The sequence below is a fragment of the Streptomyces sp. NPDC043952 genome, from assembly GCF_056435325.1.
Window position 1 is genome coordinate 142,119 of sequence record NZ_JBWKES010000009.1, and the last position, 21,937, is coordinate 164,055.

A 21,937-nucleotide genomic window follows, 5' to 3' on the forward strand; every position below is an offset into this window, starting at 1 on the left:
CGCAGGAGCGGGGCCCGCCCCCCGCCGCCTGCACCCCCAACTGCCTGTACGAGACGGAGTGGCAACGGATGCAGCACGCAGTGGGATCTCCGCTGCCGCCGCCCCACCAGCCGGGGCACCGGCCGGACACCGGCTGGCCATCGGCCGCGCAACCCCCCGGCGAACCCCCCGCGCAGGGCTCCGCCGCCCCGCCCCCGGCCTTCCCGCCCCCATCCCCACGGATCCCGGCGAGCCGACAGCAGGTCCCTCCGGGCCGGCAGCCGCCGCCATCCCTGCCCGCCCCTGCGGGACAACAGCCGCCGGTTCCTCCGGGCCGGCAGCCGTCACCGGTTCCGCCCGCACCGTCGCCGTCGGGGCGTCCGCACCCGCACCCGCACGCGCAGCCCCCGGCCCCTGCCCAGCCCCCGGCTCCCGCCCCTCCCGCCGCCCCGGCGCACCCGCAGCCCCCGGTCCCCGAGAGCACCGGTCATGTGCACCTGCCACCGGGCGCCCCCTTCGGCGTGCCGACCCCGGCGCCCACCGCCACCGCGGTGCCCGATCCGACGACCACCACGCTGGCCGTCCTGCTGATCGGTCCCGCCGGCGCGGGCAAGACCAGCGTGGCCAAGTACTGGGCGGACCACCGGCGCGTGCCCACGGCCCACATCAGCCTGGACGACGTCCGCGAGTGGGTCCGCTCCGGCTTCGCCGACCCCCAGTCCGGCTGGAACGACCATTCCGAGGCCCAGTACCGCCTGGCCCGCCGCACCTGCGGCTTCGCCGCGCGCAACTTCCTGGCCAACGGCATCTCCTGCATCCTGGACGACGCGGTCTTCCCGGACCGCCCCGTCGTCGGCCTCGGCGGCTGGAAGCGCCATGTCGGCCCCGGCCTGCTCCCGGTCGTCCTGCTGCCCGGCCTGGACATCGTCCTGGAGCGCAACGCGAAGCGCACCGGCAACCGCCGCCTCACCGACGAGGAGGTCGCCCGCATCCACGGCCGCATGGCCGGCTGGTACGGCTCGGGCCTGCCGATCATCGACAACTCCCAACTGGACGTACCGGGCACGGCGAGGGTCCTGGACGAGGTCCTGGCGAGAGCGATAGCGAGCCCACCGAACTGGTGATCACGGGGTGCCCGGCCCCCCGAACCCCACTCGGCCCCCAAAAATCGGCACAAACGGCATAAAACTCCTACGCTCATCTCATGTCAGAGGTGTACGCGAACCGCCGATCCCGCCTCCGGGACCACTTCAACGCGGCCGGCACCGCGGCAGCGCTCGTCACCCGCCCCGCCAACGTGCGCTACCTCGCGGCCGCCGCCCCGCAGGGCGCCGTCCTGCTCCTCGGCAGCCGCGAGGACCTCCTGGTGTGCGCCGTCCCGCCCGACGAGCGCCCCTTCGAGGGCCGGCCGGACGACGCCCTGCGGGTGCACGTCCTGCCCGCGCGGGGCGGCGACACCGCCGTCACCGCCGCCGACCTCGCCCACAACCAGGGCGCGGACTCCCTCGCCGTCGAGGAACACCATCTGACGGTCGCCCGGCACCGGGCCATCGCCGCCGTCGCCCCGGCCCTGCGCCTCGCCGACGTCGGCTGCGCCGTGGAGCAGCTGAGGGTCGTCAAGGACGAGGAGGAGATCTCCTGCCTGCGCATCGGCGCGGAGATCGCCGACCAGGCCCTCGGCGAGCTGCTGGAGTCCATCCTCGTCGGCCGCACCGAACGGCACCTCGCCCTGGAGCTGGAGCGCCGCCTGGTCGACCACGGCGCCGACGGCCCGGCCTTCCCGACCTCCGTCGCCACCGGCCCGAACTCCGGCCGCCGCGGCCACCGGCCCACCGACCGTCGGGTGGAGGAGGGAGACTTCCTCTCCGTCTGCCTCGGCGCGACCTACCGCGGCTACCGCTGTGAGATCGGCCGTACGTTCGTCATCGGCACCTCCCCGGCGGACTGGCAGATCCAGCTGTACGACCTGGTCTTCTCCGCCCAGCGCGCCGGCCGCGAGGCCCTCGCCCCCGGCGCCGCCTGCCGTGACGTGGACCGCGCGGCACGCCAGGTGCTGGACTCGGCGGGCTACGCGGAGGCCCTGCCGCCGCTCACCGGGCACGGCGTCGGACTCGAAATCGACGAGGACCCGCAGCTCGCCCCCTCGGCCATGGGTAAACTGGACGCTTGCGTGCCGGTCACCGTCGAACCGGGGGTCCACCTTCCGGGCCGGGGCGGTGTCCGGATCGATGACACGCTCGTCGTGCGCCCCGAGGCGGACGGCGGACCCGAGCTACTCACCATCACGACCAAGGAGCTGCTCGCGCTGTAGCGCGTGACCCGGGGTCGTACGTCAGTCCAGGAGATTCCGCAACCGTGGCTTCCACGAACGACCTCAAGAACGGCCTGGTGCTCAAGCTCGAAGGCGGCCAGCTCTGGTCCGTCGTCGAGTTCCAGCACGTCAAGCCCGGCAAGGGCCCGGCCTTCGTGCGCACCAAGCTCAAGAACGTGCTCTCCGGCAAGGTCGTCGACAAGACCTTCAACGCCGGTGTCAAGGTCGAGACCGCCACTGTCGACAAGCGCGACATGCAGTTCTCGTACATGGACGGCGACTACTTCGTCTTCATGGACATGCAGACCTACGACCAGCTGATGGTCGACCGCAAGGCCGTCGGCGACGCCGCCAACTTCCTCGTCGAGGGCTTCACCGCCACCGTCGCCACGCACGAGGGCGAGGTGCTCTTCGTCGAGCTGCCCGCCGCCGTCGAGCTGACCATCCAGGAGACCGAGCCGGGCGTCCAGGGCGACCGCTCCACCGGCGGCACCAAGCCCGCCATCCTGGAGACCGGCCACCAGATCCAGGTCCCGCTTTTCATCACCACCGGTGAGAAGATCAAGGTCGACACCCGTACGAGCGACTACCTCGGCCGGGTGAACAGCTAACCGTGGCTGCCCGCAACACGGCCCGCAAGCGCGCCTTCCAGATCCTCTTCGAGGGCGACCAGCGCGGCGCCGACGTCCTGACGGTTCTCGCCGACTGGGTCCGGCTGTCCCGGTCCGACACCCGGCAGCCGCCGGTCAGCGAGTACACGATGCAGCTGGTCGAGGGCTACGCCGAGCACGCGCGGCGCATCGACGAGCTGATCGCCCAGTACGCGGTCGGCTGGACGCTCGACCGGATGCCGGTCGTGGACCGCAACATCCTGCGGCTGGGCGCGTACGAGCTGATCTGGGTGGACGAGACCCCGGACGCCGTCGTGCTGGACGAGATGGTGCAGCTGGCGAAGGAGTTCTCGACCGATGAGTCGCCCTCGTTCGTCAACGGTCTGCTGGGGCGGCTCAAGGAGCTGAAGCCGTCGCTCCGCCGGGCCTGACCGGAAAGACCGCCCTCAGGGGCGCCGGGCGACGAGCCTCGCGCCCCTGAGGCATGCCCCCGGCCACCGGCACCGAGAAGTCAGCCCGCGGCACCGAGAAGTCAGCCCGGAAAGCCGCACCGAAAACGCCGCCGGGGTGGCCCGAACCAGCTGGTTCGAGCCACCCCGGCGTCACGTTTCTGCAAAAACCCTACGCCGTCACGCCTCTTCGTGCGTGGCCACCGCGCGGCGCGCGTCCGCGTCCAGGACGCCCCAGCTGATCAGCTGCTCGGTGAGGACCGAGGGGGACTGGTCGTAGATGACGGCGAGTGTGCGCAGGTCGTCCTGGCGGATGGACAGCACCTTGCCGTTGTAATCGCCGCGCTGGGACTGGATCGTCGCCGCGTAGCGCTGGAGGGGGCCCGCCTTCTCGGCCGGCACCGTGGCCAGCCGCTCCAGGTCGAGGACCAGCTTCGGCGGCGGCTCGGCGGCGCCGCCAGGAGTGGTGCCCGGCAGAAGCTCCTGCACCGGGACGCCATAGAAATCGGCCAGCTCGGCAAGGCGCTGTACGGTCACGGCACGGTCGCCGCGCTCGTACGAGCCCACCACCACGGCCTTCCAGCGACCCTGGGACTTCTCCTCGACACCGTGGAGGGAAAGGCCCTGCTGGGTGCGGATGGCCCGGAGCTTGGCCCCGAGCTGTTTGGCGTATTCGCTGGACATATAGCTCCCCGGACACTGTGTCGACGCGGCCGGCTGTCTTCCCGCCGCGCGCTTTGGTAACTCACTGTGAGGTTACGCAGCGTGATTCTTCTGCGTCAAGCCGAATGGGCCACCCCGACGCTTCCGTGGTAGTGCCGACGCGTTGCGCCAAGGGGGTGAACGCGAGCGGTCCCCGCGACCTGCTACCGTGGTTGGCGCAATTCCGACGTCCTTTAAGGTCCGTCCCGTGAGGCGGAGAAGGAGGTCCGTTTTCTATGGACACGCACGCCCATCCGCAGGCAGCCGATGCCCGGCCCGTTCTCGAGGGCCCCGACATCGCGCGGGTGCTGACCCGTATCGCCCACGAGATCGTCGAGCGCGCCAAGGGCGCCGACGACGTGGTGCTGCTCGGCATTCCCACGCGGGGCGTCTTCCTCGCCCGCCGGCTGGCCGCCAAGCTCGAGCAGATCACCGACCGCGCCGTTCCGGTCGGTTCCCTCGACATCACCATGTACCGCGACGACCTGCGCATGCACCCGCCGCGCGCGCTGGCCCGCACCGAGATCCCCGGTGACGGTCTCGACGGCAGGCTGGTCGTCCTCGTGGACGACGTGCTGTTCTCCGGCCGCACCATCCGCGCCGCCCTTGACGCCCTGAACGACCTCGGGCGCCCGCGCGCGGTCCAGCTCGCGGTCCTGGTCGACCGCGGCCACCGGGAACTGCCGATCCGCGCCGACTACGTCGGCAAGAACCTCCCCACGTCGCTGCGGGAGACGGTCAAGGTCCAGCTCGCCGAGGAGGACGGTCGCGACACCGTACTGCTCGGTGTGAAGCCGGCCGGCCAGTAGCGAACCCCAGCGCACCAAGGTCGCTTCGGCGTACCCGCCCGCGCCCGAGTTCGCCCCAATCCTCCCGAACTGCCTTACGGAGCCTGACAGATGCAGCGTCATCTCATCTCGGCCGCCGACCTCTCCCGCGACGATGCCGTCCTGATCCTCGACACCGCCGAGGAGATGGCACGGGTCGCCGACCGGCCGATCAAGAAACTCCCGACCCTGCGCGGCCGTACCGTGGTGAACCTCTTCTTCGAGGACTCCACGCGCACCCGGATCTCCTTCGAGGCCGCCGAGAAGCGCCTGTCCGCGGACGTCATCAACTTCACCGCCAAGGGATCGAGCGTGTCCAAGGGCGAGTCCCTGAAGGACACCGCCCAGACCCTGGAGGCGATGGGCGTCGACGCCGTCGTCATCCGGCACGGCGCCTCCGGCGCGCCCTACCGGCTCGCCACCTCCGGCTGGATCGACGCCGCCGTGATCAACGCCGGCGACGGCACCCACCAGCACCCCACCCAGGCCCTCCTGGACGCCTTCACCATGCGCCGCCGCCTGGTCGGGCGCGACGCCGGGATCGGCCAGGACCTGGCCGGCAAGCGCATCACCCTCGTCGGCGACGTCCTGCACAGCCGGGTCGCCCGCTCCAACGTCGACCTGCTGCACACCCTCGGCGCCGAGGTCACCCTGGTCGCCCCGCCCACCCTGCTGCCGGTCGGCGTCGAGTCCTGGCCCTGCGAGGTGTCGTACGACCTCGACAGCACGCTGCCCAAGTGCGACGCGGTGATGATGCTGCGGGTGCAGCGCGAGCGGATGAACGCCGCCTTCTTCCCGACCGAGCGCGAGTACTCCCGGCGCTACGGCCTCGACGGCGACCGCATGGCCAGGCTGCCCGAGCACGCCATCGTGATGCACCCCGGCCCGATGGTGCGCGGCATGGAGATCACCGCCGAGGTCGCCGACTCCGGCCGCTGCACCGCCGTCGAGCAGGTCGCCAACGGCGTGTCCATCCGGATGGCCGTCCTGTACCTGCTGCTCGGCGGCAACGAGCCCGCCGCCGCCCCCTTGCGCACTGAGGAGAAGTAAGAACATGAGCAAGATCCTGATCCGCGGTGCGAAGGTGCTCGGCGGCGAGCAGCGGGACGTGCTGATCGACGGCGAGACCATCGCCGAGGTGGGTACCGGCCTCGACGCCGAGGGCGCCGAGGTGATCGAGGCCGGCGGCAAGGTGCTGCTGCCGGGCCTGGTCGACCTGCACACCCATCTGCGCGAGCCCGGCCGCGAGGACTCCGAGACCGTCCTCACCGGCACCCGCGCGGCCGCGAGCGGCGGCTACACCGCCGTGTTCGCCATGGCCAACACCTTCCCCGTGGCCGACACCGCCGGCGTGGTCGAGCAGGTCTGGCGGCTCGGCAGGGAGCACGGCTACTGCGACGTCCAGCCCATCGGCGCCGTCACCGTCGGCCTGGAGGGCAGGAAGCTCGCCGAACTCGGCGCCATGCACGAGTCCGCCGCCGGGGTCACCGTCTTCTCCGACGACGGCAAGTGCGTGGACGACGCGGTGATCATGCGTCGCGCCCTGGAGTACGTGAAGGCGTTCGGCGGCGTCGTCGCCCAGCACGCCCAGGAGCCCCGGCTGACCGAGGGCGCCCAGATGAACGAGGGCGTCGTCTCCGCCGAACTGGGTCTCGGCGGCTGGCCGGCGGTCGCCGAGGAGTCGATCATCGCCCGCGACGTCCTGCTCGCCGAGCACGTCGGCTCCCGCGTCCACATCTGCCACCTGTCGACCGCCGGCTCCGTCGAGATCGTCCGCTGGGCCAAGTCCCGCGGCATCCAGGTCACCGCCGAGGTCACCCCGCACCACCTGCTGCTCACCGACGAACTGGTGCGCACCTACAACCCCGTCTACAAGGTCAACCCGCCGCTGCGCACCGAACGCGACGTCATGGCGCTGCGCGAGGCCCTCGCCGACGGCACGATCGACATCGTCGCCACCGACCACGCCCCGCACCCGCACGAGGACAAGGACTGCGAGTGGGCCGCGGCCGCCATGGGCATGGTGGGCCTGGAGACCGCGCTGTCGGTGGTGCAGGAGACCATGGTCGACACGGGTCTGCTGGACTGGGCCGGCGTCGCCGACCGTATGTCCGTCAAGCCCGCGCGGATCGGACAGGCCCCCGGACACGGCCGTCCCGTCTCGGCCGGTGAGCCTGCCAACCTCACCCTGGTCGACACGGCATACCGTGGCCGGGTGGACCCCGCGGGCTTCGCCTCGCGCAGCCGCAACACCCCCTACGAGGGGCGCGAGCTGCCGGGCCGTGTGACGCACACCTGGCTGCGGGGCAAGGCCACGCTCGTCGACGGGAAGCTCACGTGACACCTGCAATCCTCCTGGCCGCGGCCGAGAAGTCGGCCCCGGTCACCGACTGGCCGGCCCGCATCGGCTGGCTCGCCGGACTCCTGCTGTTCATCGCGCTCGTCTACTGGCTGATGCGCGAGGGCTGGAAATGGCGAGCCACGCTCCAGAGCGACATCCCGGAACTCCCCGGCGTGCCCGAGGAGACCGGCCCGGTGAGACTGAGCATGAGCGGCCGCTACCACGGCTCCACCACGGCGGGACAGTGGCTGGACCGCATCGTGGCGCACGGCCTGGGCACCCGCAGCCTGGCCCGGCTCACCCTCACCGACGCGGGTCTCCAGGTCGAGCGCCCCGGCGCGGACGACTTCTTCATCCCCGCCGCCGCGCTGCGCGAGGCCCGGCTCGACAAGGGCATCGCGGGCAAGGTCCTCACCGAGGGCGGATTGCTCGTGGTGACCTGGGCGCACGGCGACAAGCTGATCGACTCCGGCTTCCGCTCCGACCACGCGGCCGAGCACCCCGAATGGGTCGACACGCTCAACCACATGATCAACGACACGGAAGGCGCACGATGACGACCTCCACCAGGGGAGCCGCGAAGACTCCCGCCGTACTCGTCCTGGAGGACGGCCGCACCTTCCGCGGCCGCGCCTACGGGGCCGTGGGGGAGACCTTCGGCGAGGCCGTGTTCTCCACCGGTATGACCGGCTACCAGGAGACCCTGACCGACCCGTCGTACGACCGCCAGATCGTCGTCGCCACCGCCCCCCAGATCGGCAACACCGGCTGGAACGACGAGGACGACGAGTCGGGCCGCATCTGGGTCTCCGGCTACGTGGTCCGCGACCCCGCGCGCGTGCCGTCCAACTGGCGGGCCAAGCGCTCCCTGGACGACGAGCTGGAGCGCCAGGGCGTCGTCGGGATCTCCGGCATCGACACCCGCGCCCTCACCCGCCACCTGCGCGAGCGCGGCTCCATGCGGGCCGGCATCTTCTCCGGCGAGGCCGTCGCCGGGGACGCCGAACTCCTCGCCCGTGTGCAGGCCCAGCCGCACATGAAGGGCGCGAGCCTCTACGAGGAGGTCGCGACCAAGGAGGCGTACGTCGTCCCCGCGGTCGGCGAGAAGAGGTTCACCGTCGCCGCCATCGACCTCGGCATCAAGGGCATGACCCCGCACCGCATGGCCGAGCGCGGCATCGAGGTGCACGTCCTGCCCGCCACCGCCACCGCCGACGAGATCTACGCGGTCGACCCGGACGGCGTGTTCTTCTCCAACGGCCCCGGCGACCCCGCCACCGCAGACGGCCCGGTCGCCCTGATGACCGCCGTCCTGGAGCGCCGGACGCCGCTGTTCGGCATCTGCTTCGGCAACCAGATCCTCGGCCGCGCCCTCGGCTTCGGCACCTACAAGCTGAAGTACGGCCACCGGGGCATCAACCAGCCGGTCCAGGACCGTACGACCGGCAAGGTCGAGGTCACCGCGCACAACCACGGCTTCGCCGTCGACGCGCCCCTGGACAAGGTCAGCGACACCACGTTCGGCCGCGCCGAGGTCTCGCACGTCTGTCTGAACGACGACGTCGTGGAGGGGCTCCAACTGCTCGACCAGCCCGCCTTCTCCGTCCAGTACCACCCCGAAGCGGCGGCCGGTCCGCACGACGCCGCCTACCTGTTCGACCGCTTCGTTTCCCTGATGGAGGGCCAGCGTGCCTAAGCGCACCGATATCCAGTCCGTCCTGGTCATCGGCTCCGGCCCGATCGTCATCGGCCAGGCCGCCGAGTTCGACTACTCCGGCACCCAGGCGTGCCGCGTGCTCAAGGCCGAGGGCCTGCGCGTCATCCTCGTCAACTCCAACCCGGCGACGATCATGACCGACCCGGAGATCGCCGACGCCACGTACGTCGAGCCGATCACCCCCGAGTTCGTCGAGAAGATCATCGCCAAGGAGCGCCCCGACGCCCTGCTGCCCACCCTGGGCGGCCAGACGGCCCTGAACACCGCCATCTCGCTGCACGAGAACGGCGTCCTGGCCAAGTACGGCGTCGAGCTGATCGGCGCCAAGCCCGAGGCCATCCACAAGGGCGAGGACCGCGACCTGTTCAAGGGCGTGGTGGAGGAGGTCCGCCGCAAGATCGGGTACGGCGAGTCCGCCCGCTCGGTGATCTGCCACTCCATGGACGACGTCCTCAAGGGCGTCGAGACGCTCGGCGGCTACCCGGTCGTCGTGCGCCCCTCCTTCACCATGGGCGGCGCCGGCTCCGGCTTCGCGCACGACGAGGATGAGCTGCGCCGCATCGCCGGCCAGGGCCTCACCCTCTCGCCGACCACCGAGGTACTCCTGGAGGAGTCCATCCTCGGCTGGAAGGAGTACGAGCTGGAGCTGATGCGCGACAAGAACGACAACGTCGTGGTCGTCTGCTCCATCGAGAACTTCGACCCCATGGGCGTGCACACCGGTGACTCCATCACCGTCGCGCCCGCGATGACGCTCACCGACCGCGAGTACCAGATCCTGCGCGATGTCGGCATCGCCGTGATCCGCGAGGTCGGCGTCGACACCGGCGGCTGCAACATCCAGTTCGCGGTCGACCCCGTGGACGGCCGGGTGATCGTCATCGAGATGAACCCGCGCGTGTCGCGTTCCTCGGCCCTCGCGTCCAAGGCGACCGGCTTCCCGATCGCGAAGATCGCCGCGAAGCTGGCCGTCGGCTACACCCTGGACGAGATCCCGAACGACATCACGCAGGAGACCCCGGCCTCCTTCGAGCCCACGCTCGACTACGTGGTCGTCAAGGCGCCCCGATTCGCGTTCGAGAAGTTCCCGCAGGCCGACTCCACGCTGACCACCACCATGAAGTCGGTCGGCGAGGCCATGGCCATCGGCCGCAACTTCCCCGAGGCCTTCCAGAAGGCGCTGCGCTCGCTGGAGAAGAAGGGCAGCCAGTTCGCCTTCACCGGCGAGCCCGGCGACAAGGAGGCGCTGCTGCGGGAGGCGGTGCGGCCCACCGACGGCCGGATCAACACCGTCATGCAGGCCATCCGGGCCGGCGCCACCCCCGAGGAGGTCTTCGCGTACACGAAGATCGACCCCTGGTTCGTGGACCAGCTGTTCCTCATCAAGGAGATCGCGGACGAGCTGGCCGAGGCCCCCGAGCTGACCGGCGAACTGCTCGGCGACGCCAAGCGGCACGGCTTCTCCGACCAGCAGATCGCCGAGATCCGCGGCCTGCGCGAGGACGTCGTCCGCGAGGTGCGGCACGCCCTCGGCATCCGCCCGGTCTACAAGACGGTCGACACCTGCGCCGCCGAGTTCGCGGCGAAGACGCCGTACTTCTACTCCTCCTACGACGAGGAGTCCGAGGTCGCCCCGCGCGAGAAGCCGGCCGTCATCATCCTCGGTTCCGGCCCCAACCGCATCGGCCAGGGCATCGAGTTCGACTACTCCTGCGTCCACGCCTCCTTCGCGCTGTCCGACGCCGGGTACGAGACCGTGATGGTCAACTGCAACCCGGAGACCGTCTCCACCGACTACGACACCTCCGACCGGCTGTACTTCGAGCCGCTCACCCTGGAGGACGTCCTGGAGATCGTGCACGCCGAGCAGCAGGCGGGCCCGGTCGCCGGTGTGATCGTCCAGCTCGGCGGCCAGACCCCGCTCGGCCTCTCGCAGGCCCTCAAGGACAACGGCGTGCCGGTCGTGGGCACCTCCCCGGAGGCCATCCACGCCGCCGAGGACCGCGGCGCCTTCGGCCGGGTCCTCGCGGAGGCCGGCCTGCCCGCGCCCAAGCACGGCACCGCCACCACCTTCGCGGGCGCCAAGGCCATCGCCGACGAGATCGGCTACCCGGTCCTGGTCCGGCCCTCGTACGTGCTCGGCGGGCGCGGCATGGAGATCGTCTACGACGAGACCCGCCTCGCCGCCTACATCGCCGAGTCCACCGAGATCAGCCCGTCCCGGCCGGTCCTCGTCGACCGCTTCCTGGACGACGCCATCGAGATCGACGTCGACGCGCTCTACGACGGCGAGGAGCTGTACCTCGGCGGCGTCATGGAGCACATCGAGGAGGCCGGCATCCACTCCGGCGACTCGGCGTGCGCGCTGCCCCCGATCACCCTCGGCGGCTTCGACATCAAGCGGCTGCGCGCCTCCACCGAGGCCATCGCCAAGGGCGTCGGCGTGCGCGGTCTGATCAACATCCAGTTCGCGATGGCCGGCGACATCCTCTACGTCCTGGAGGCCAACCCGCGCGCCTCCCGTACGGTCCCCTTCACCTCGAAGGCGACCGCGGTGCCGCTCGCCAAGGCCGCCGCCCGGATCTCGCTGGGCGCGACCATCGCCGAGCTGCGCGCCGAGGGGCTGCTGCCGAAGAACGGCGACGGCGGCGAGCTGCCGCTGGACGCGCCGATCTCCGTCAAGGAGGCCGTGATGCCCTGGTCGCGCTTCCGCGACATCCAGGGCCGCGGCGTGGACACCGTCCTCGGCCCGGAGATGCGCTCCACCGGCGAGGTCATGGGCATCGACTCCGTCTTCGGCACGGCCTACGCCAAGTCGCAGGCGGGCGCCTACGGACCGCTGCCCACCAAGGGCCGCGCGTTCATCTCGGTCGCCAACCGCGACAAGCGCTCGATGATCTTCCCGGCCCGCGAGCTGGTCGCCCACGGCTTCGAGCTGCTGGCCACCTCCGGCACCGCCGAGGTCCTCAAGCGCAACGGCATCAACGCCACCGTGGTGCGCAAGCAGTCCGAGGGCACCGGCCCGAACGGCGAGAAGACCATCGTCCAGCTCATCCACGACGGCGAGGTCGACCTCATCGTCAACACGCCGTACGGCACCGGCGGCCGCCTCGACGGCTACGACATCCGCACGGCCGCCGTAGCCCGCTCCGTGCCGTGCCTGACGACCGTCCAGGCGCTCGCCGCGGCCGTCCAGGGCATCGACGCCCTCAACCACGGCGACGTGGGCGTGCGCTCCCTCCAGGAGCACGCGGAACACCTGACCGCGTCCCGCGACTAGCGAGACACGCAACCCCAGCCGCCCAAGAGGGGGGACTCCGGAAACGGTGTCCCCCCTCGGTGTGAGGACACGTGATGTATCACCTCTTCTTCCGTCTGGTCTTCAAACGGATGGACCCCGAGAAGGCCCACCACCTCGCCTTCCGCTGGATCCGGCTCGCCGTGCGCGTGCCCGTGCTGCGCACCTTCGCCGCGGCGGCCCTCGCGCCCCGGTACAAGGAGCTGCGGACCGAGGCGTTCGGGCTGCGGATGCACGGCCCGTTCGGGCTCGCCGCCGGATTCGACAAGAACGCCGTCGCGATCGACGGCATGTCGATGCTGGGCTTCGACCACGTCGAGATCGGCACGGTCACCGGCGAACCGCAGCCCGGCAACCCCCGGAAGCGGCTGTTCCGGCTCGTCGCGGACCGCGCGCTGATCAACCGCATGGGCTTCAACAACGACGGCTCGCTGGCCGTGGCGGCCCGCCTGGCCACCCGCGAGCCCGTCTTCAAGACCGTGGTCGGCGTCAACATCGGCAAGACCAAGGTCGTCCCGGAGGCGGAGGCCGTCGCCGACTACGTGAAGTCCGCCGAGCGCCTCGCGCCGTACGCGGACTACCTGGTCGTCAACGTCTCCTCGCCGAACACGCCCGGACTGCGCAACCTCCAGGCCGTCGACCACCTGCGCCCGCTGCTGACCGCCGTCCGCGAGGCCGCCGACCGCGTGGTGGCCGGCCGCCGCGTCCCGCTCCTGGTGAAGATCGCCCCGGACCTCGCCGACGAGGACGTGGACGCCGTCGCCGACCTGGCCGTGGAACTGGGCCTGGACGGCATCATCGCCACCAACACCACCATCGCCCGCGACGGCCTGGGCCTGAAGTCCCCGGCCGCGCTGACCGGGGAGACCGGCGGCCTGTCCGGCGCGCCCCTCAAGGCCCGCTCCCTGGAGGTCCTGCGCCGCCTGTACGCGCGCGTGGGCGACCGGATCACCCTGGTGGGCGTCGGCGGCATCGAGACCGCCGAGGACGCCTGGCAGCGCATCCTGGCCGGTGCCACGCTGGTCCAGGGCTACAGCGCCTTCATCTACGAGGGCCCCTTCTGGTGCCGCGCGATCCACAAGGGCCTCGCCGCCCGCCTGCGCACCAGCCCCTACGCCACCCTCGCCGACGCGGTCGGCGCCGATGTGAGGAAGCCCGCATGACTTCGCCCGAGCCCTTCGGCGCCCGGCTGCGCCGCGCCATGGACGAGCGCGGCCCGCTGTGCGTCGGCATCGACCCGCACGCCTCCCTGCTCGCCGAGTGGGGTCTGAACGACGACGTGGCGGGTCTGGAGCGGTTCAGCCGCACCGTGGTCGAGGCCATGGCTGGCCGGGTGGCCGTCCTGAAGCCGCAGAGCGCGTTCTTCGAGCGGTTCGGTTCGCGCGGCGTCGCCGTCCTGGAGAAGTCGGTCCAGGAGGCGCGCGCGGCCGGCGCCCTGGTCGTGATGGACGCCAAGCGCGGCGACATCGGCTCCACCATGGCCGCCTACGCGGAGGCATTCCTGCACCGGGACGCGCCGCTGTTCTCCGACGCGCTGACCGTCTCGCCGTACCTCGGCTACGGCTCGCTGAGCCCGGCCGTGGAGCTGGCCAGGCAGCACGGCGCCGGGCTGTTCGTGCTGGCGCTGACCTCGAACCCGGAGGGCGGCGAGGTGCAGCACGCGGTGCGCGCCGACGGCCGGGGCGTGGGCGCGACCATGCTGGCCCACCTGGCGGCCGAGAACGCGGGAGCGGAGCCGCTGGGCTCCTTCGGGGCGGTCGTCGGCGCCACGCTCGGCGACCTGTCCTCGTACGACCTGGACATCAACGGACCGCTGCTCGCGCCCGGCATCGGCGCCCAGGGCGCGACCCCGGCCGACCTTCCGGGGGTCTTCGGGGCGGCCGTACGCAATGTCGTGCCGAACGTCAGCCGGGGCGTGCTGCGGCACGGACCCGACGTCGGGGCGCTGCGCGCGGCGGCCGGGCGCTTCGCGGAGGAGATCGGGGCGGCCGTCGCCGGGGGCTGAGACCCGCCGCCGGTCCGCTCGCCTGAGCGGACCGGCGCCGAATTGAGTGTGAATACATCCTCAAATCGGGGGCAGTATGTCTGAAATGTCCGGCCTGACGGAGGCTGACCAGGACTTTTCCGCTGTTCTCGCTGACTCTGGCGGAGTTGGCCGCTAGTCTCCGAGCGAGGGTGAACGGGCAAGCGTGTTGCTCGTGGCTCCCCAGGTGTGGGGCGACTAGGTTCCTCACCGGTCCGTATCCGACAGTTCGACATCCGAGGTGACGTAGGCGTGGCTCTACCGCCCCTTACCCCTGAACAGCGCGCAGCCGCGCTCGAAAAGGCCGCCGCGGCTCGCCGGGAGCGGGCCGAGGTCAAGAATCGACTCAAGCACTCCGGCGCCTCCCTGCACGAGGTGATCAAGCAGGGCCAGGAGAACGACGTCATCGGCAAGATGAAGGTCTCCGCGCTGCTGGAGTCCATGCCGGGCGTGGGCAAGGTCCGCGCCAAGCAGATCATGGAGCGTCTGGGCATCTCCGAGAGCCGCCGTGTGCGGGGCCTCGGCTCCAACCAGATCGCCTCCCTGGAGCGTGAGTTCGGCAGCACCGGCGCCTGAGTCCGGCCCCGCACCGGACCGGAGTCCCGGACACTCCGGGATTGCTGGAATAATCGCTGCATGAGTGAACGTCCGCGGCTGACCGTGCTCTCCGGCCCCTCGGGGGTCGGCAAGAGCACGGTCGTCGCCCATATGCGCAAGGAACACCCCGAGGTCTGGCTCTCGGTGTCGGCGACGACCCGCAAGCCGCGCCCCGGTGAGCAGCACGGAGTCCACTACTTCTTCGTCACCGACGACGAGATGGACAAGCTGATCGCCAACGGCGAGCTGCTGGAATGGGCCGAGTTCGCCGGCAACCGGTACGGCACGCCCCGCGCGGCCGTCCTGGAACGGCTGGAGAAGGGCGAGCCCGTCCTGCTGGAGATCGACCTCCAGGGCGCCCGCCAGGTCCGTGAGTCCATGTCCGACGCACGGCTGGTGTTCCTGGCTCCGCCCTCCTGGGAGGAGCTGGTGCGCAGGCTCACCGGCCGGGGCACCGAGTCGCCCGAGGTCATCGAGCGCCGCCTGGAGGCGGCCAGGACCGAGCTGGCGGCCGAGCCGGAGTTCGACGAGACCCTGGTCAACACCTCCGTCGAGGACGTGGCCCGCGAGCTGCTAGCCTTGATGGACGTTGTGTAATCGTGACTGTGATCACGATCATTGATTCTTTTCCATCCATCGGAAGGTAGAGCGTGTCCTCTTCCATCACCGCGCCCGAGGGCATCATCAACCCGCCGATCGACGAGCTCCTCGAGGCAACCGACTCGAAGTACAGCCTCGTGATCTACGCGGCCAAGCGTGCTCGCCAGATCAACGCGTACTACTCGCAGCTCGGCGAGGGCCTCCTCGAGTACGTGGGTCCGCTCGTCGACACCCACGTCCACGAGAAGCCGCTCTCGATCGCCCTGCGCGAGATCAACGCCGGTCTGCTGACCTCCGAGGCCATCGAGGGCCCGGCGCAGTAGTACTTTCAGATCGCAGATGGGTTTATCCACAGGCCCGGCAGCACGCTGCCGGGCCTGTGGTGTGTCATGGGTGTTGCACGTTTTCCGGACCGAGGAGACATGGTGGACAAGCCGAGGGTGGTACTGGGCGTCAGCGGTGGCATCGCCGCCTACAAGGCCTGCGAGCTGCTGAGAAGGTTCACCGAGTCGGGCCATGGCGTGCGCGTGGTGCCGACCGCCGCCGCGCTGAACTTCGTCGGCGCCGCCACCTTCTCCGCCCTGTCCGGCAACCCCGTCGCCACCGATGTCTGGGACTCGGTGCACGAGGTGCCGCACGTCCGCATCGGCCAGCACGCCGACCTCGTCGTGGTCGCCCCCGCCACCGCCGACATGCTCGCCAAGGCCGCCCACGGACTCGCCGACGACCTGCTCACCAACACCCTCCTGACGGCCCGCTGCCCGGTGGTCTTCGCCCCGGCCATGCACACCGAGATGTGGGAGCACCCCGCCACTCGGGAGAACGTGGCCACGCTGCGCCGCCGCGGCGCCGTCGTCATCGAGCCCGCCGTCGGCCGCCTCACCGGCGTCGACACCGGCAAGGGCCGGCTGCCCGATCCGGGCGAGATCTTCGAGGTCTGCCGCCGGGTGCTCGCCCGCGGTGTCCAGGAGCCCGATCTGCGCGGCCGCCATGTGGTGGTCTCCGCGGGCGGCACCCGCGAGCCCCTGGACCCGGTGCGCTTCCTCGGCAACCGCTCCTCCGGCAAGCAGGGCTACGCCCTCGCCCGCACCGCGGCCGCCCGCGGCGCGCGGGTGACGCTGATCGCGGCCAACACCCAGCTGCCCGACCCCGCGGGCGTGGACGTCGTACAGGTCGGCACCGCGGTCCAGCTGCGCGAGGCCGTGCTGAAGGCCGCGGCGGACGCCGACGCCGTCGTCATGGCCGCGGCCGTCGCCGACTTCCGGCCCGCCGCCTACGCCACCGGCAAGATCAAGAAGAAGGACGGCAAGGAGCCCGAGCCCATCGTCCTGGTGCGCAATCCGGACATCCTGGCCGAGGTCTCGGCCGAACGGGCCAGGGCCGGACAGGTGATCGTGGGCTTCGCCGCCGAGACCGACGACGTGCTCGCCAACGGCCGCGCCAAGCTCGCCCGCAAGGGCTGCGACCTGCTCGTCGTCAACGAGGTGGGGGAACGCAAGACCTTCGGCTCCGAGGAGAACGAAGCCGTCGTGCTGGGCGCCGACGGCAGCGAGAGCCCCGTGCCGCACGGGCCCAAGGAGGCCCTCGCCGACATCGTCTGGGACCTCGTCGTGGACCGCCTCGACTGACCCCGGCGCGGCCGGCCGGGCGAACCCGGTGACCGGTTCAGACCAAGCTCGGATCGGGGACCGATACCCTGGCCAAGGTCGCCGGGCATTGTGCACAATGCCCGTGCCGCAGGTCACAGCGCTCCCGAGAGGCGAGACAGTGGCCCATCGGCCGAGCGCGACCGATAAACTGTTGAAGGCCGACCGGGCGCAGCCCCGCGTCGACTGCAAATGATCAGCCAGCAGCCGCTGCAACCACAGGGAGCGTTGTGTCCCGTCGCCTGTTCACCTCGGAGTCCGTGACCGAGGGTCACCCCGACAAGATCGCTGACCAGATCAGCGACACCATTCTCGACGCGCTTCTGCGCGAGGACCCGTCTTCGCGGGTCGCCGTGGAGACGCTCATCACCACCGGCCTGGTGCACGTGGCCGGCGAGGTGACCACCAAGGCGTACGCGGACATCGCGACCCTGGTCCGCGGAAAGATCCTGGAGATCGGCTACGACTCCTCGAAGAAGGGCTTCGACGGCGCCTCCTGCGGCGTGTCGGTGTCCATCGGCGCGCAGTCCCCGGACATCGCGCAGGGCGTCGACACGGCGTACGAGTCCCGTGTCGAGGGCGACGAGGACGAGCTGGACAAGCAGGGCGCGGGCGACCAGGGCCTGATGTTCGGTTACGCGTCCGACGAGACGCCGACCCTGATGCCGCTGCCCATCTTCCTGGCGCACCGCCTGTCGAAGCGGCTGTCGGACGTGCGCAAGAACGGCACCATCCCGTACCTGCGCCCCGACGGCAAGACGCAGGTGACCATCGAGTACGACGGCGACAAGGCCGTCCGCCTCGACACGGTCGTCGTCTCCTCGCAGCACGCCTCCGACATCGACCTGGAGTCGCTGCTGGCCCCGGACATCCGCGAGTTCGTGGTGGAGCCGGAGCTGAAGGCGCTGCTGGAGGACGGCATCAAGCTGGACACCGAGAACTACCGCCTCCTGGTCAACCCGACGGGCCGGTTCGAGATCGGTGGCCCGATGGGTGACGCGGGCCTGACCGGCCGCAAGATCATCATCGACACGTACGGCGGCATGGCCCGGCACGGCGGCGGCGCGTTCTCGGGCAAGGACCCGTCCAAGGTGGACCGCTCGGCCGCGTACGCCATGCGCTGGGTCGCCAAGAACGTGGTGGCCGCGGGCCTCGCCTCGCGCTGCGAGGTGCAGGTGGCGTACGCGATCGGCAAGGCCGAGCCGGTGGGTCTGTTCGTGGAGACCTTCGGCACCCACAAGGTCGACACCGACCGGATCGAGAAGGCCATCGACGAGGTCTTCGACCTCCGCCCGGCCGCGATCATCCGCGACCTCGACCTGCTCCGCCCGATCTACGCCCAGACGGCCGCCTACGGCCACTTCGGCCGCGAGCTTCCCGACTTCACCTGGGAGCGCACGGACCGCGTGGACGCCCTGCGCAAGGCCGCGGGCGTCTGATCCCCCACGGCACGGCGAGGCCCGGCTTCCCTTCGGGGGGGGGGCCGGGCCTCGCCGCCTTCCGTGCCGGGCCTCAGCCGGCGAGCCCCAACCGGACCCGCCGCCGCCCGCGGTCGACCTCCAGAACCCTGACCCGAAGTTCCCGCCCCTCCGCGGCGCTCCGCCCGGCCAGCTCGTCGCAGTGCACCAGTCCCTCCACGAACGCGTCCACGCGGACGAAGACCCCGAAGGGGACGACCTTGGTCACCGGCCCGGCCAGGACGTCCCCGGCGCCAACGGTCAGTTGGTCCCAGGGGTCGTCCTGGAGCGTCTTGAGGGACAGCGCGACCTGGCCCCGCCGGGTGTCCGGGTCGAGCACCTCCGCGCGGATCCGCTGTCCCGGCGCCACCACATCCGCCGGATCCCCGAACCGGGACCACGAAAGCTGCGGGACATTGATGAACCCGGTTCCCGCGTAGACCGGATGCGCGGGCTCGCCGTCGATCCGTACGAAGACCCCGAAGCGGTGCACGGAGGACACAGTCCCCTCGATGACGTCCCCGCGCCCGAGGCCGAGGAGGAAGCGGTGCAGCGCCGCGTCCTCGCAGGCCCGCGCGGACAGCGGGGTCCGGCCGTCGGGTCCGCCGCGCATCGTCACCTCCACGCGGACCCGCTGCCCCACCGTGAGCACGTCCGACGGGTGCCGGGCGCGGCGCCAGGTCAGTTCGTGCTGGGGGACACGGCCGGAGGGGAGTCCGGGCGCGTCGCCGTCCAGCAGCACCAGCACATCGCCCCCGTCGAACCCGGCGACGGTGCCGGTCAGCACCTCTCCGGGGGCGACGAGGCATTTTCTCAGGCGGTCCAGCGGGTCCGGCGTCGGTTCGGTCATGGGGGCGAGCGTAGGCGGGGCGCCGGGCGGGTCGGTGACGAATCGAGTGGAGTGCGGAGACGGGGAGTGGTTACGGTGAGGGTGTCGGTGCTCGTCCGGTGTGCGGGTCGCGGCTACTTCTGGGCGTTCGACGTCCTCGCGGGTTCGAATCCCGCCGCCGCTCCGGGGACGGTGCGGTGTGGCCGAGGGGTCTATGGCGGAAGCGCCGTACGGCGCGCCCGCGGCCGGGCTGATCTCGGACGGGCACCGGCGACTCGGGCCGTTGTCAGTCGGGTTTGGTAAGAATGCAGGCGTGAGCAGCGAGAACGGGGGGCCCCGAGCGGACGGGGAGGGCGGCGCCGAAGGAGCGCCGCCGGAGCAGCTCGCGCTCATCCGGGAGAGCGTGCGCAAGGCCAGGACGCCCCGCGCCAAACCGCGGACCTGGCGGGGCGCCGCGCTCGCCGAACACCTGCCGGTCGCGCGGGTGCTGGTCGACAAGGGCGTCCTGCACCTCGACCGGTACTTCGACTACGCGGTCCCCGCCGAGCTGGACGAACAGGCACAGCCCGGCGTAAGGGTGCGCGTGCGCTTCGGCGCCGGACGGCACCGGGTGCGCGAGGGCCGCCGCGAGGGCGGCGGCCTCATCGACGGCTTCCTCATCGAACGGCGGGCCGAGTCCGACTACTCCGGCCCCCTCGCCGCGCTCGCCCAGGTCGTGTCCCCCGAACCCGTGCTCGGCGAGGAACTGCTCGGCCTCGCCCGCGCCGTCGCCGACCGGTACGCGGGCAGCCTCGCCGACGTCCTGCAGCTCGCCGTACCGCCCCGCAACGCCCGCGCCGAACAGCGCACCTCGCCCGCGCCCCTGCCACCCCCCGAGGCCCCCGACCCCGGCCCCTGGACGCGGTACGAACAGGGCGGCGCCTTCCTGCGGACCCTGGCCGACGGCGGCGCCCCCCGCGCCGTGTGGCACGCGCTGCCGGGCCCGCAGTGGAGCGAGGAACTGGCCCGCGCCGTCGCCGCCACGCTCGCCTCAGGGCGCGGCGCGCTCGTCGTCGTACCCGACGGACGGACTGCCGCACGCGTCGACGCCGCCCTGACCGCCCTGCTCGGCCAGGGGCACCATGCCCTGCTCACCGCCGACGCCGGGCCCGAGAAGCGGTACGCGCAGTGGCTCGCGGTACGGCGCGGGTCCGTGCGCGCGGTCGTCGGCACCCGCGCCGCCATGTTCGCGCCGGTGCGCAACCTCGGCCTGGTCGCGATCTGGGACGACGGCGACGACAGCCACAGCGAACAGCACGCCCCCCAGCCGCACGCCCGCGACGTCCTGCTGCTGCGCGCCACCCTCGACAAGTGCGCCTTCCTGCTGGGCGACTTCTCCTGCACCGTGGAAGCGGCCCAACTGGTCGAGACCGGCTGGGCGCGCCCCCTGATCGCCGGCCGGGAGCAGCTACGGCGGTCCGCGCCCCTCGTCCGTACCGTAGGGGACCAGGACCTCGCCCGCGACGAGGCCGCCCGCGCCGCCCGGCTGCCCACCCTCGCCTGGCAGACGGCCCGTGAGGGGCTGCGGCACGGGCCGGTGCTGGTCCAGGTGCCGCGCCGCGGATACGCCCCGCGCATGGCCTGCGACCGGTGCCGGGCCCCGGCGCGCTGCGCGCACTGCTCCGGGCCGCTCCAGGGTCAGGACGCGGGCGTGCTGCGCTGCGGCTGGTGCGGGCGCGCGGAGGGCGCCTGGCACTGCCCCGAGTGCGGCGGCTTCCGGCTGCGCGCCCAGGTGGTGGGCGCCCGGCGCACCGCCGAGGAACTGGGCCGGGCCTTTCCCGCCGTACCGGTGCGCACCTCGGGCCGCGAACACGTACTGGACACAGTGCCGGGCACCCCCGCGCTGGTGGTGAGCACGCCGGGCGCCGAACCGGTCGCCGAGGGCGGCTACGCGGCGGCGCTGCTGCTCGACGGCTGGGCCATGCTCGTACGACCCGATCTGCGGGCCGGTGAGGACGCGCTGCGCCGGTGGATCGCGGCGGGGGCGCTGGTCCGGCCGCAGGGCGAGGGCGGCACGGTGGTCGTGGTGGCCGAGCCGACCCTGCGGCCCGTACAGGCGCTGGTGCGCTGGGATCCCGTCGGGCATGCGCTGCGGGAACTGTCCGAGCGGGCGGAGCTGGGCTTCCCGCCGGTGTCCCGGATGGCGGCCGTGTCCGGGACACCGGCGGCGGTCGCCGAGTTCCTCGCCGCGGTCGAACTGCCGTCGGATGCCGAGGTGTTGGGTCCGGTGCCGCTGCCGCCCGCGCCGCCCGGCGGGCCCCGCAGGCCGGGGGCGCCGCCGCCCGGCGAGCACTGGGAGCGGGCCCTGGTGCGGGTCCCGCCGGGCAGCGGCTCTGCACTGGCCGCCGCGCTGAAGACCGCACAGGCCGCGCGGATGGCGCGGGGGAGCGGTGAGGCGGCGCGGGTGCGGGTGCGGATCGATCCGCCGGACATCGGGTGAGGCCGGGGAAGCCAGCGGTGCCGGAGGACCGGCCCGCTCCCGGAATTTCCCCGAGGCTGCCGGGAGGGCGG

20 protein-coding genes are annotated in these 21,937 nt (G+C 71.8%); 18 read left to right on the top strand and 2 right to left on the bottom strand.

Annotated features, from left to right (window positions below; all coding sequences use genetic code 11):
- Positions 1–68: 68 nt before the first annotated feature.
- From AC069R_RS13515 to nusB, 4 genes are all read left to right on the top strand, one after another.
- A complete protein-coding gene (locus AC069R_RS13515; RefSeq protein WP_478766980.1) occupies positions 69–1,103 on the top strand; it encodes an AAA family ATPase in 1,035 nt (344 codons plus the stop codon).
- 80 nt (positions 1,104–1,183) lie between these two features.
- Entirely contained in the window at positions 1,184–2,290 is a 1,107-nt protein-coding gene (locus tag AC069R_RS13520) for an aminopeptidase P family protein (RefSeq protein WP_478766981.1), read from the top strand.
- A 44-nt stretch (positions 2,291–2,334) separates the two neighbouring features.
- Complete coding sequence (efp, locus tag AC069R_RS13525; RefSeq protein ID WP_478766982.1) at positions 2,335–2,901, top strand: elongation factor P; 567 nt, start codon at positions 2,335–2,337, stop codon at positions 2,899–2,901.
- 2 nt (positions 2,902–2,903) lie between these two features.
- Positions 2,904–3,332, top strand: coding sequence for a transcription antitermination factor NusB (nusB, locus tag AC069R_RS13530; RefSeq protein ID WP_046423695.1), 429 nt, complete (start codon positions 2,904–2,906; stop codon positions 3,330–3,332).
- Between the two features lie 198 nt (positions 3,333–3,530).
- Here the strand turns inward: nusB and bldD are convergent, their stop codons facing one another.
- Positions 3,531–4,034, bottom strand: a complete 504-nt coding sequence (gene bldD / locus AC069R_RS13535) for a transcriptional regulator BldD (protein ID WP_014671524.1) — start codon at positions 4,032–4,034, stop codon at positions 3,531–3,533.
- A 254-nt stretch (positions 4,035–4,288) separates the two neighbouring features.
- On the opposite strand from bldD, the gene pyrR reads away from it, so the two are divergent.
- From pyrR to metK, 13 genes are all read left to right on the top strand, one after another.
- A complete protein-coding gene (gene pyrR / locus AC069R_RS13540) occupies positions 4,289–4,861 on the top strand; it encodes a bifunctional pyr operon transcriptional regulator/uracil phosphoribosyltransferase PyrR (protein WP_397986917.1) in 573 nt (190 codons plus the stop codon).
- A 90-nt stretch (positions 4,862–4,951) separates the two neighbouring features.
- Entirely contained in the window at positions 4,952–5,929 is a 978-nt protein-coding gene (locus AC069R_RS13545; protein ID WP_478766983.1) for an aspartate carbamoyltransferase catalytic subunit, read from the top strand.
- Between the two features lie 4 nt (positions 5,930–5,933).
- On the top strand, positions 5,934–7,220 hold the full coding sequence (locus tag AC069R_RS13550; RefSeq protein WP_478766984.1) for a dihydroorotase: 1,287 nt from the start codon (positions 5,934–5,936) through the stop codon (positions 7,218–7,220).
- Entirely contained in the window at positions 7,217–7,777 is a 561-nt protein-coding gene (locus tag AC069R_RS13555; protein ID WP_478766985.1) for a PH-like domain-containing protein, read from the top strand. Before AC069R_RS13550 ends, AC069R_RS13555 begins: the two co-directional genes overlap by 4 nt.
- Complete coding sequence (gene carA, locus AC069R_RS13560) at positions 7,774–8,916, top strand: glutamine-hydrolyzing carbamoyl-phosphate synthase small subunit (RefSeq protein ID WP_478766986.1); 1,143 nt, start codon at positions 7,774–7,776, stop codon at positions 8,914–8,916. The genes AC069R_RS13555 and carA overlap by 4 nt, the downstream gene beginning before the upstream one ends.
- Positions 8,909–12,217: a carbamoyl-phosphate synthase large subunit gene (carB, locus tag AC069R_RS13565; RefSeq protein ID WP_478766987.1), complete on the top strand. Its 3,309-nt coding sequence runs from the start codon at positions 8,909–8,911 to the stop codon at positions 12,215–12,217. Before carA ends, carB begins: the two co-directional genes overlap by 8 nt.
- A gap of 74 nt (positions 12,218–12,291) precedes the next feature.
- Positions 12,292–13,398, top strand: coding sequence for a quinone-dependent dihydroorotate dehydrogenase (locus AC069R_RS13570; protein WP_478766988.1), 1,107 nt, complete (start codon positions 12,292–12,294; stop codon positions 13,396–13,398).
- Positions 13,395–14,240, top strand: coding sequence for an orotidine-5'-phosphate decarboxylase (pyrF, locus tag AC069R_RS13575; RefSeq protein WP_478766989.1), 846 nt, complete (start codon positions 13,395–13,397; stop codon positions 14,238–14,240). The genes AC069R_RS13570 and pyrF overlap by 4 nt, the downstream gene beginning before the upstream one ends.
- A 270-nt stretch (positions 14,241–14,510) precedes the next feature.
- Positions 14,511–14,834, top strand: a complete 324-nt coding sequence (locus AC069R_RS13580; RefSeq protein WP_037651003.1) for an integration host factor — start codon at positions 14,511–14,513, stop codon at positions 14,832–14,834.
- 60 nt (positions 14,835–14,894) lie between these two features.
- Complete coding sequence (gene gmk / locus AC069R_RS13585; protein WP_471066056.1) at positions 14,895–15,452, top strand: guanylate kinase; 558 nt, start codon at positions 14,895–14,897, stop codon at positions 15,450–15,452.
- A 53-nt stretch (positions 15,453–15,505) separates the two neighbouring features.
- A complete protein-coding gene (rpoZ, locus tag AC069R_RS13590) occupies positions 15,506–15,778 on the top strand; it encodes a DNA-directed RNA polymerase subunit omega (protein WP_005319902.1) in 273 nt (90 codons plus the stop codon).
- A 102-nt stretch (positions 15,779–15,880) separates the two neighbouring features.
- Positions 15,881–17,083 carry a bifunctional phosphopantothenoylcysteine decarboxylase/phosphopantothenate--cysteine ligase CoaBC gene (coaBC, locus tag AC069R_RS13595; RefSeq protein ID WP_478767077.1) on the top strand — a complete coding sequence of 401 codons (1,203 nt, stop codon included), beginning with the start codon at positions 15,881–15,883 and terminating at the stop codon, positions 17,081–17,083.
- Positions 17,084–17,331: 248 nt separating this feature from the next.
- A complete protein-coding gene (gene metK, locus AC069R_RS13600) occupies positions 17,332–18,540 on the top strand; it encodes a methionine adenosyltransferase (RefSeq protein WP_136101961.1) in 1,209 nt (402 codons plus the stop codon).
- Positions 18,541–18,613: 73 nt separating this feature from the next.
- On the opposite strand, the gene AC069R_RS13605 is transcribed toward metK, so the two are convergent.
- Positions 18,614–19,408 (bottom strand): S1 RNA-binding domain-containing protein, encoded by a 795-nt coding sequence (locus AC069R_RS13605; RefSeq protein WP_478766990.1) that lies wholly within the window; start codon positions 19,406–19,408, stop codon positions 18,614–18,616.
- A 292-nt stretch (positions 19,409–19,700) separates the two neighbouring features.
- Here AC069R_RS13605 and AC069R_RS13610 point away from each other — a divergent pair, with 292 nt between their 5' ends.
- Positions 19,701–21,866 carry a primosomal protein N' gene (locus AC069R_RS13610; protein WP_478766991.1) on the top strand — a complete coding sequence of 722 codons (2,166 nt, stop codon included), beginning with the start codon at positions 19,701–19,703 and terminating at the stop codon, positions 21,864–21,866.
- Positions 21,867–21,937 lie beyond the last annotated feature (71 nt).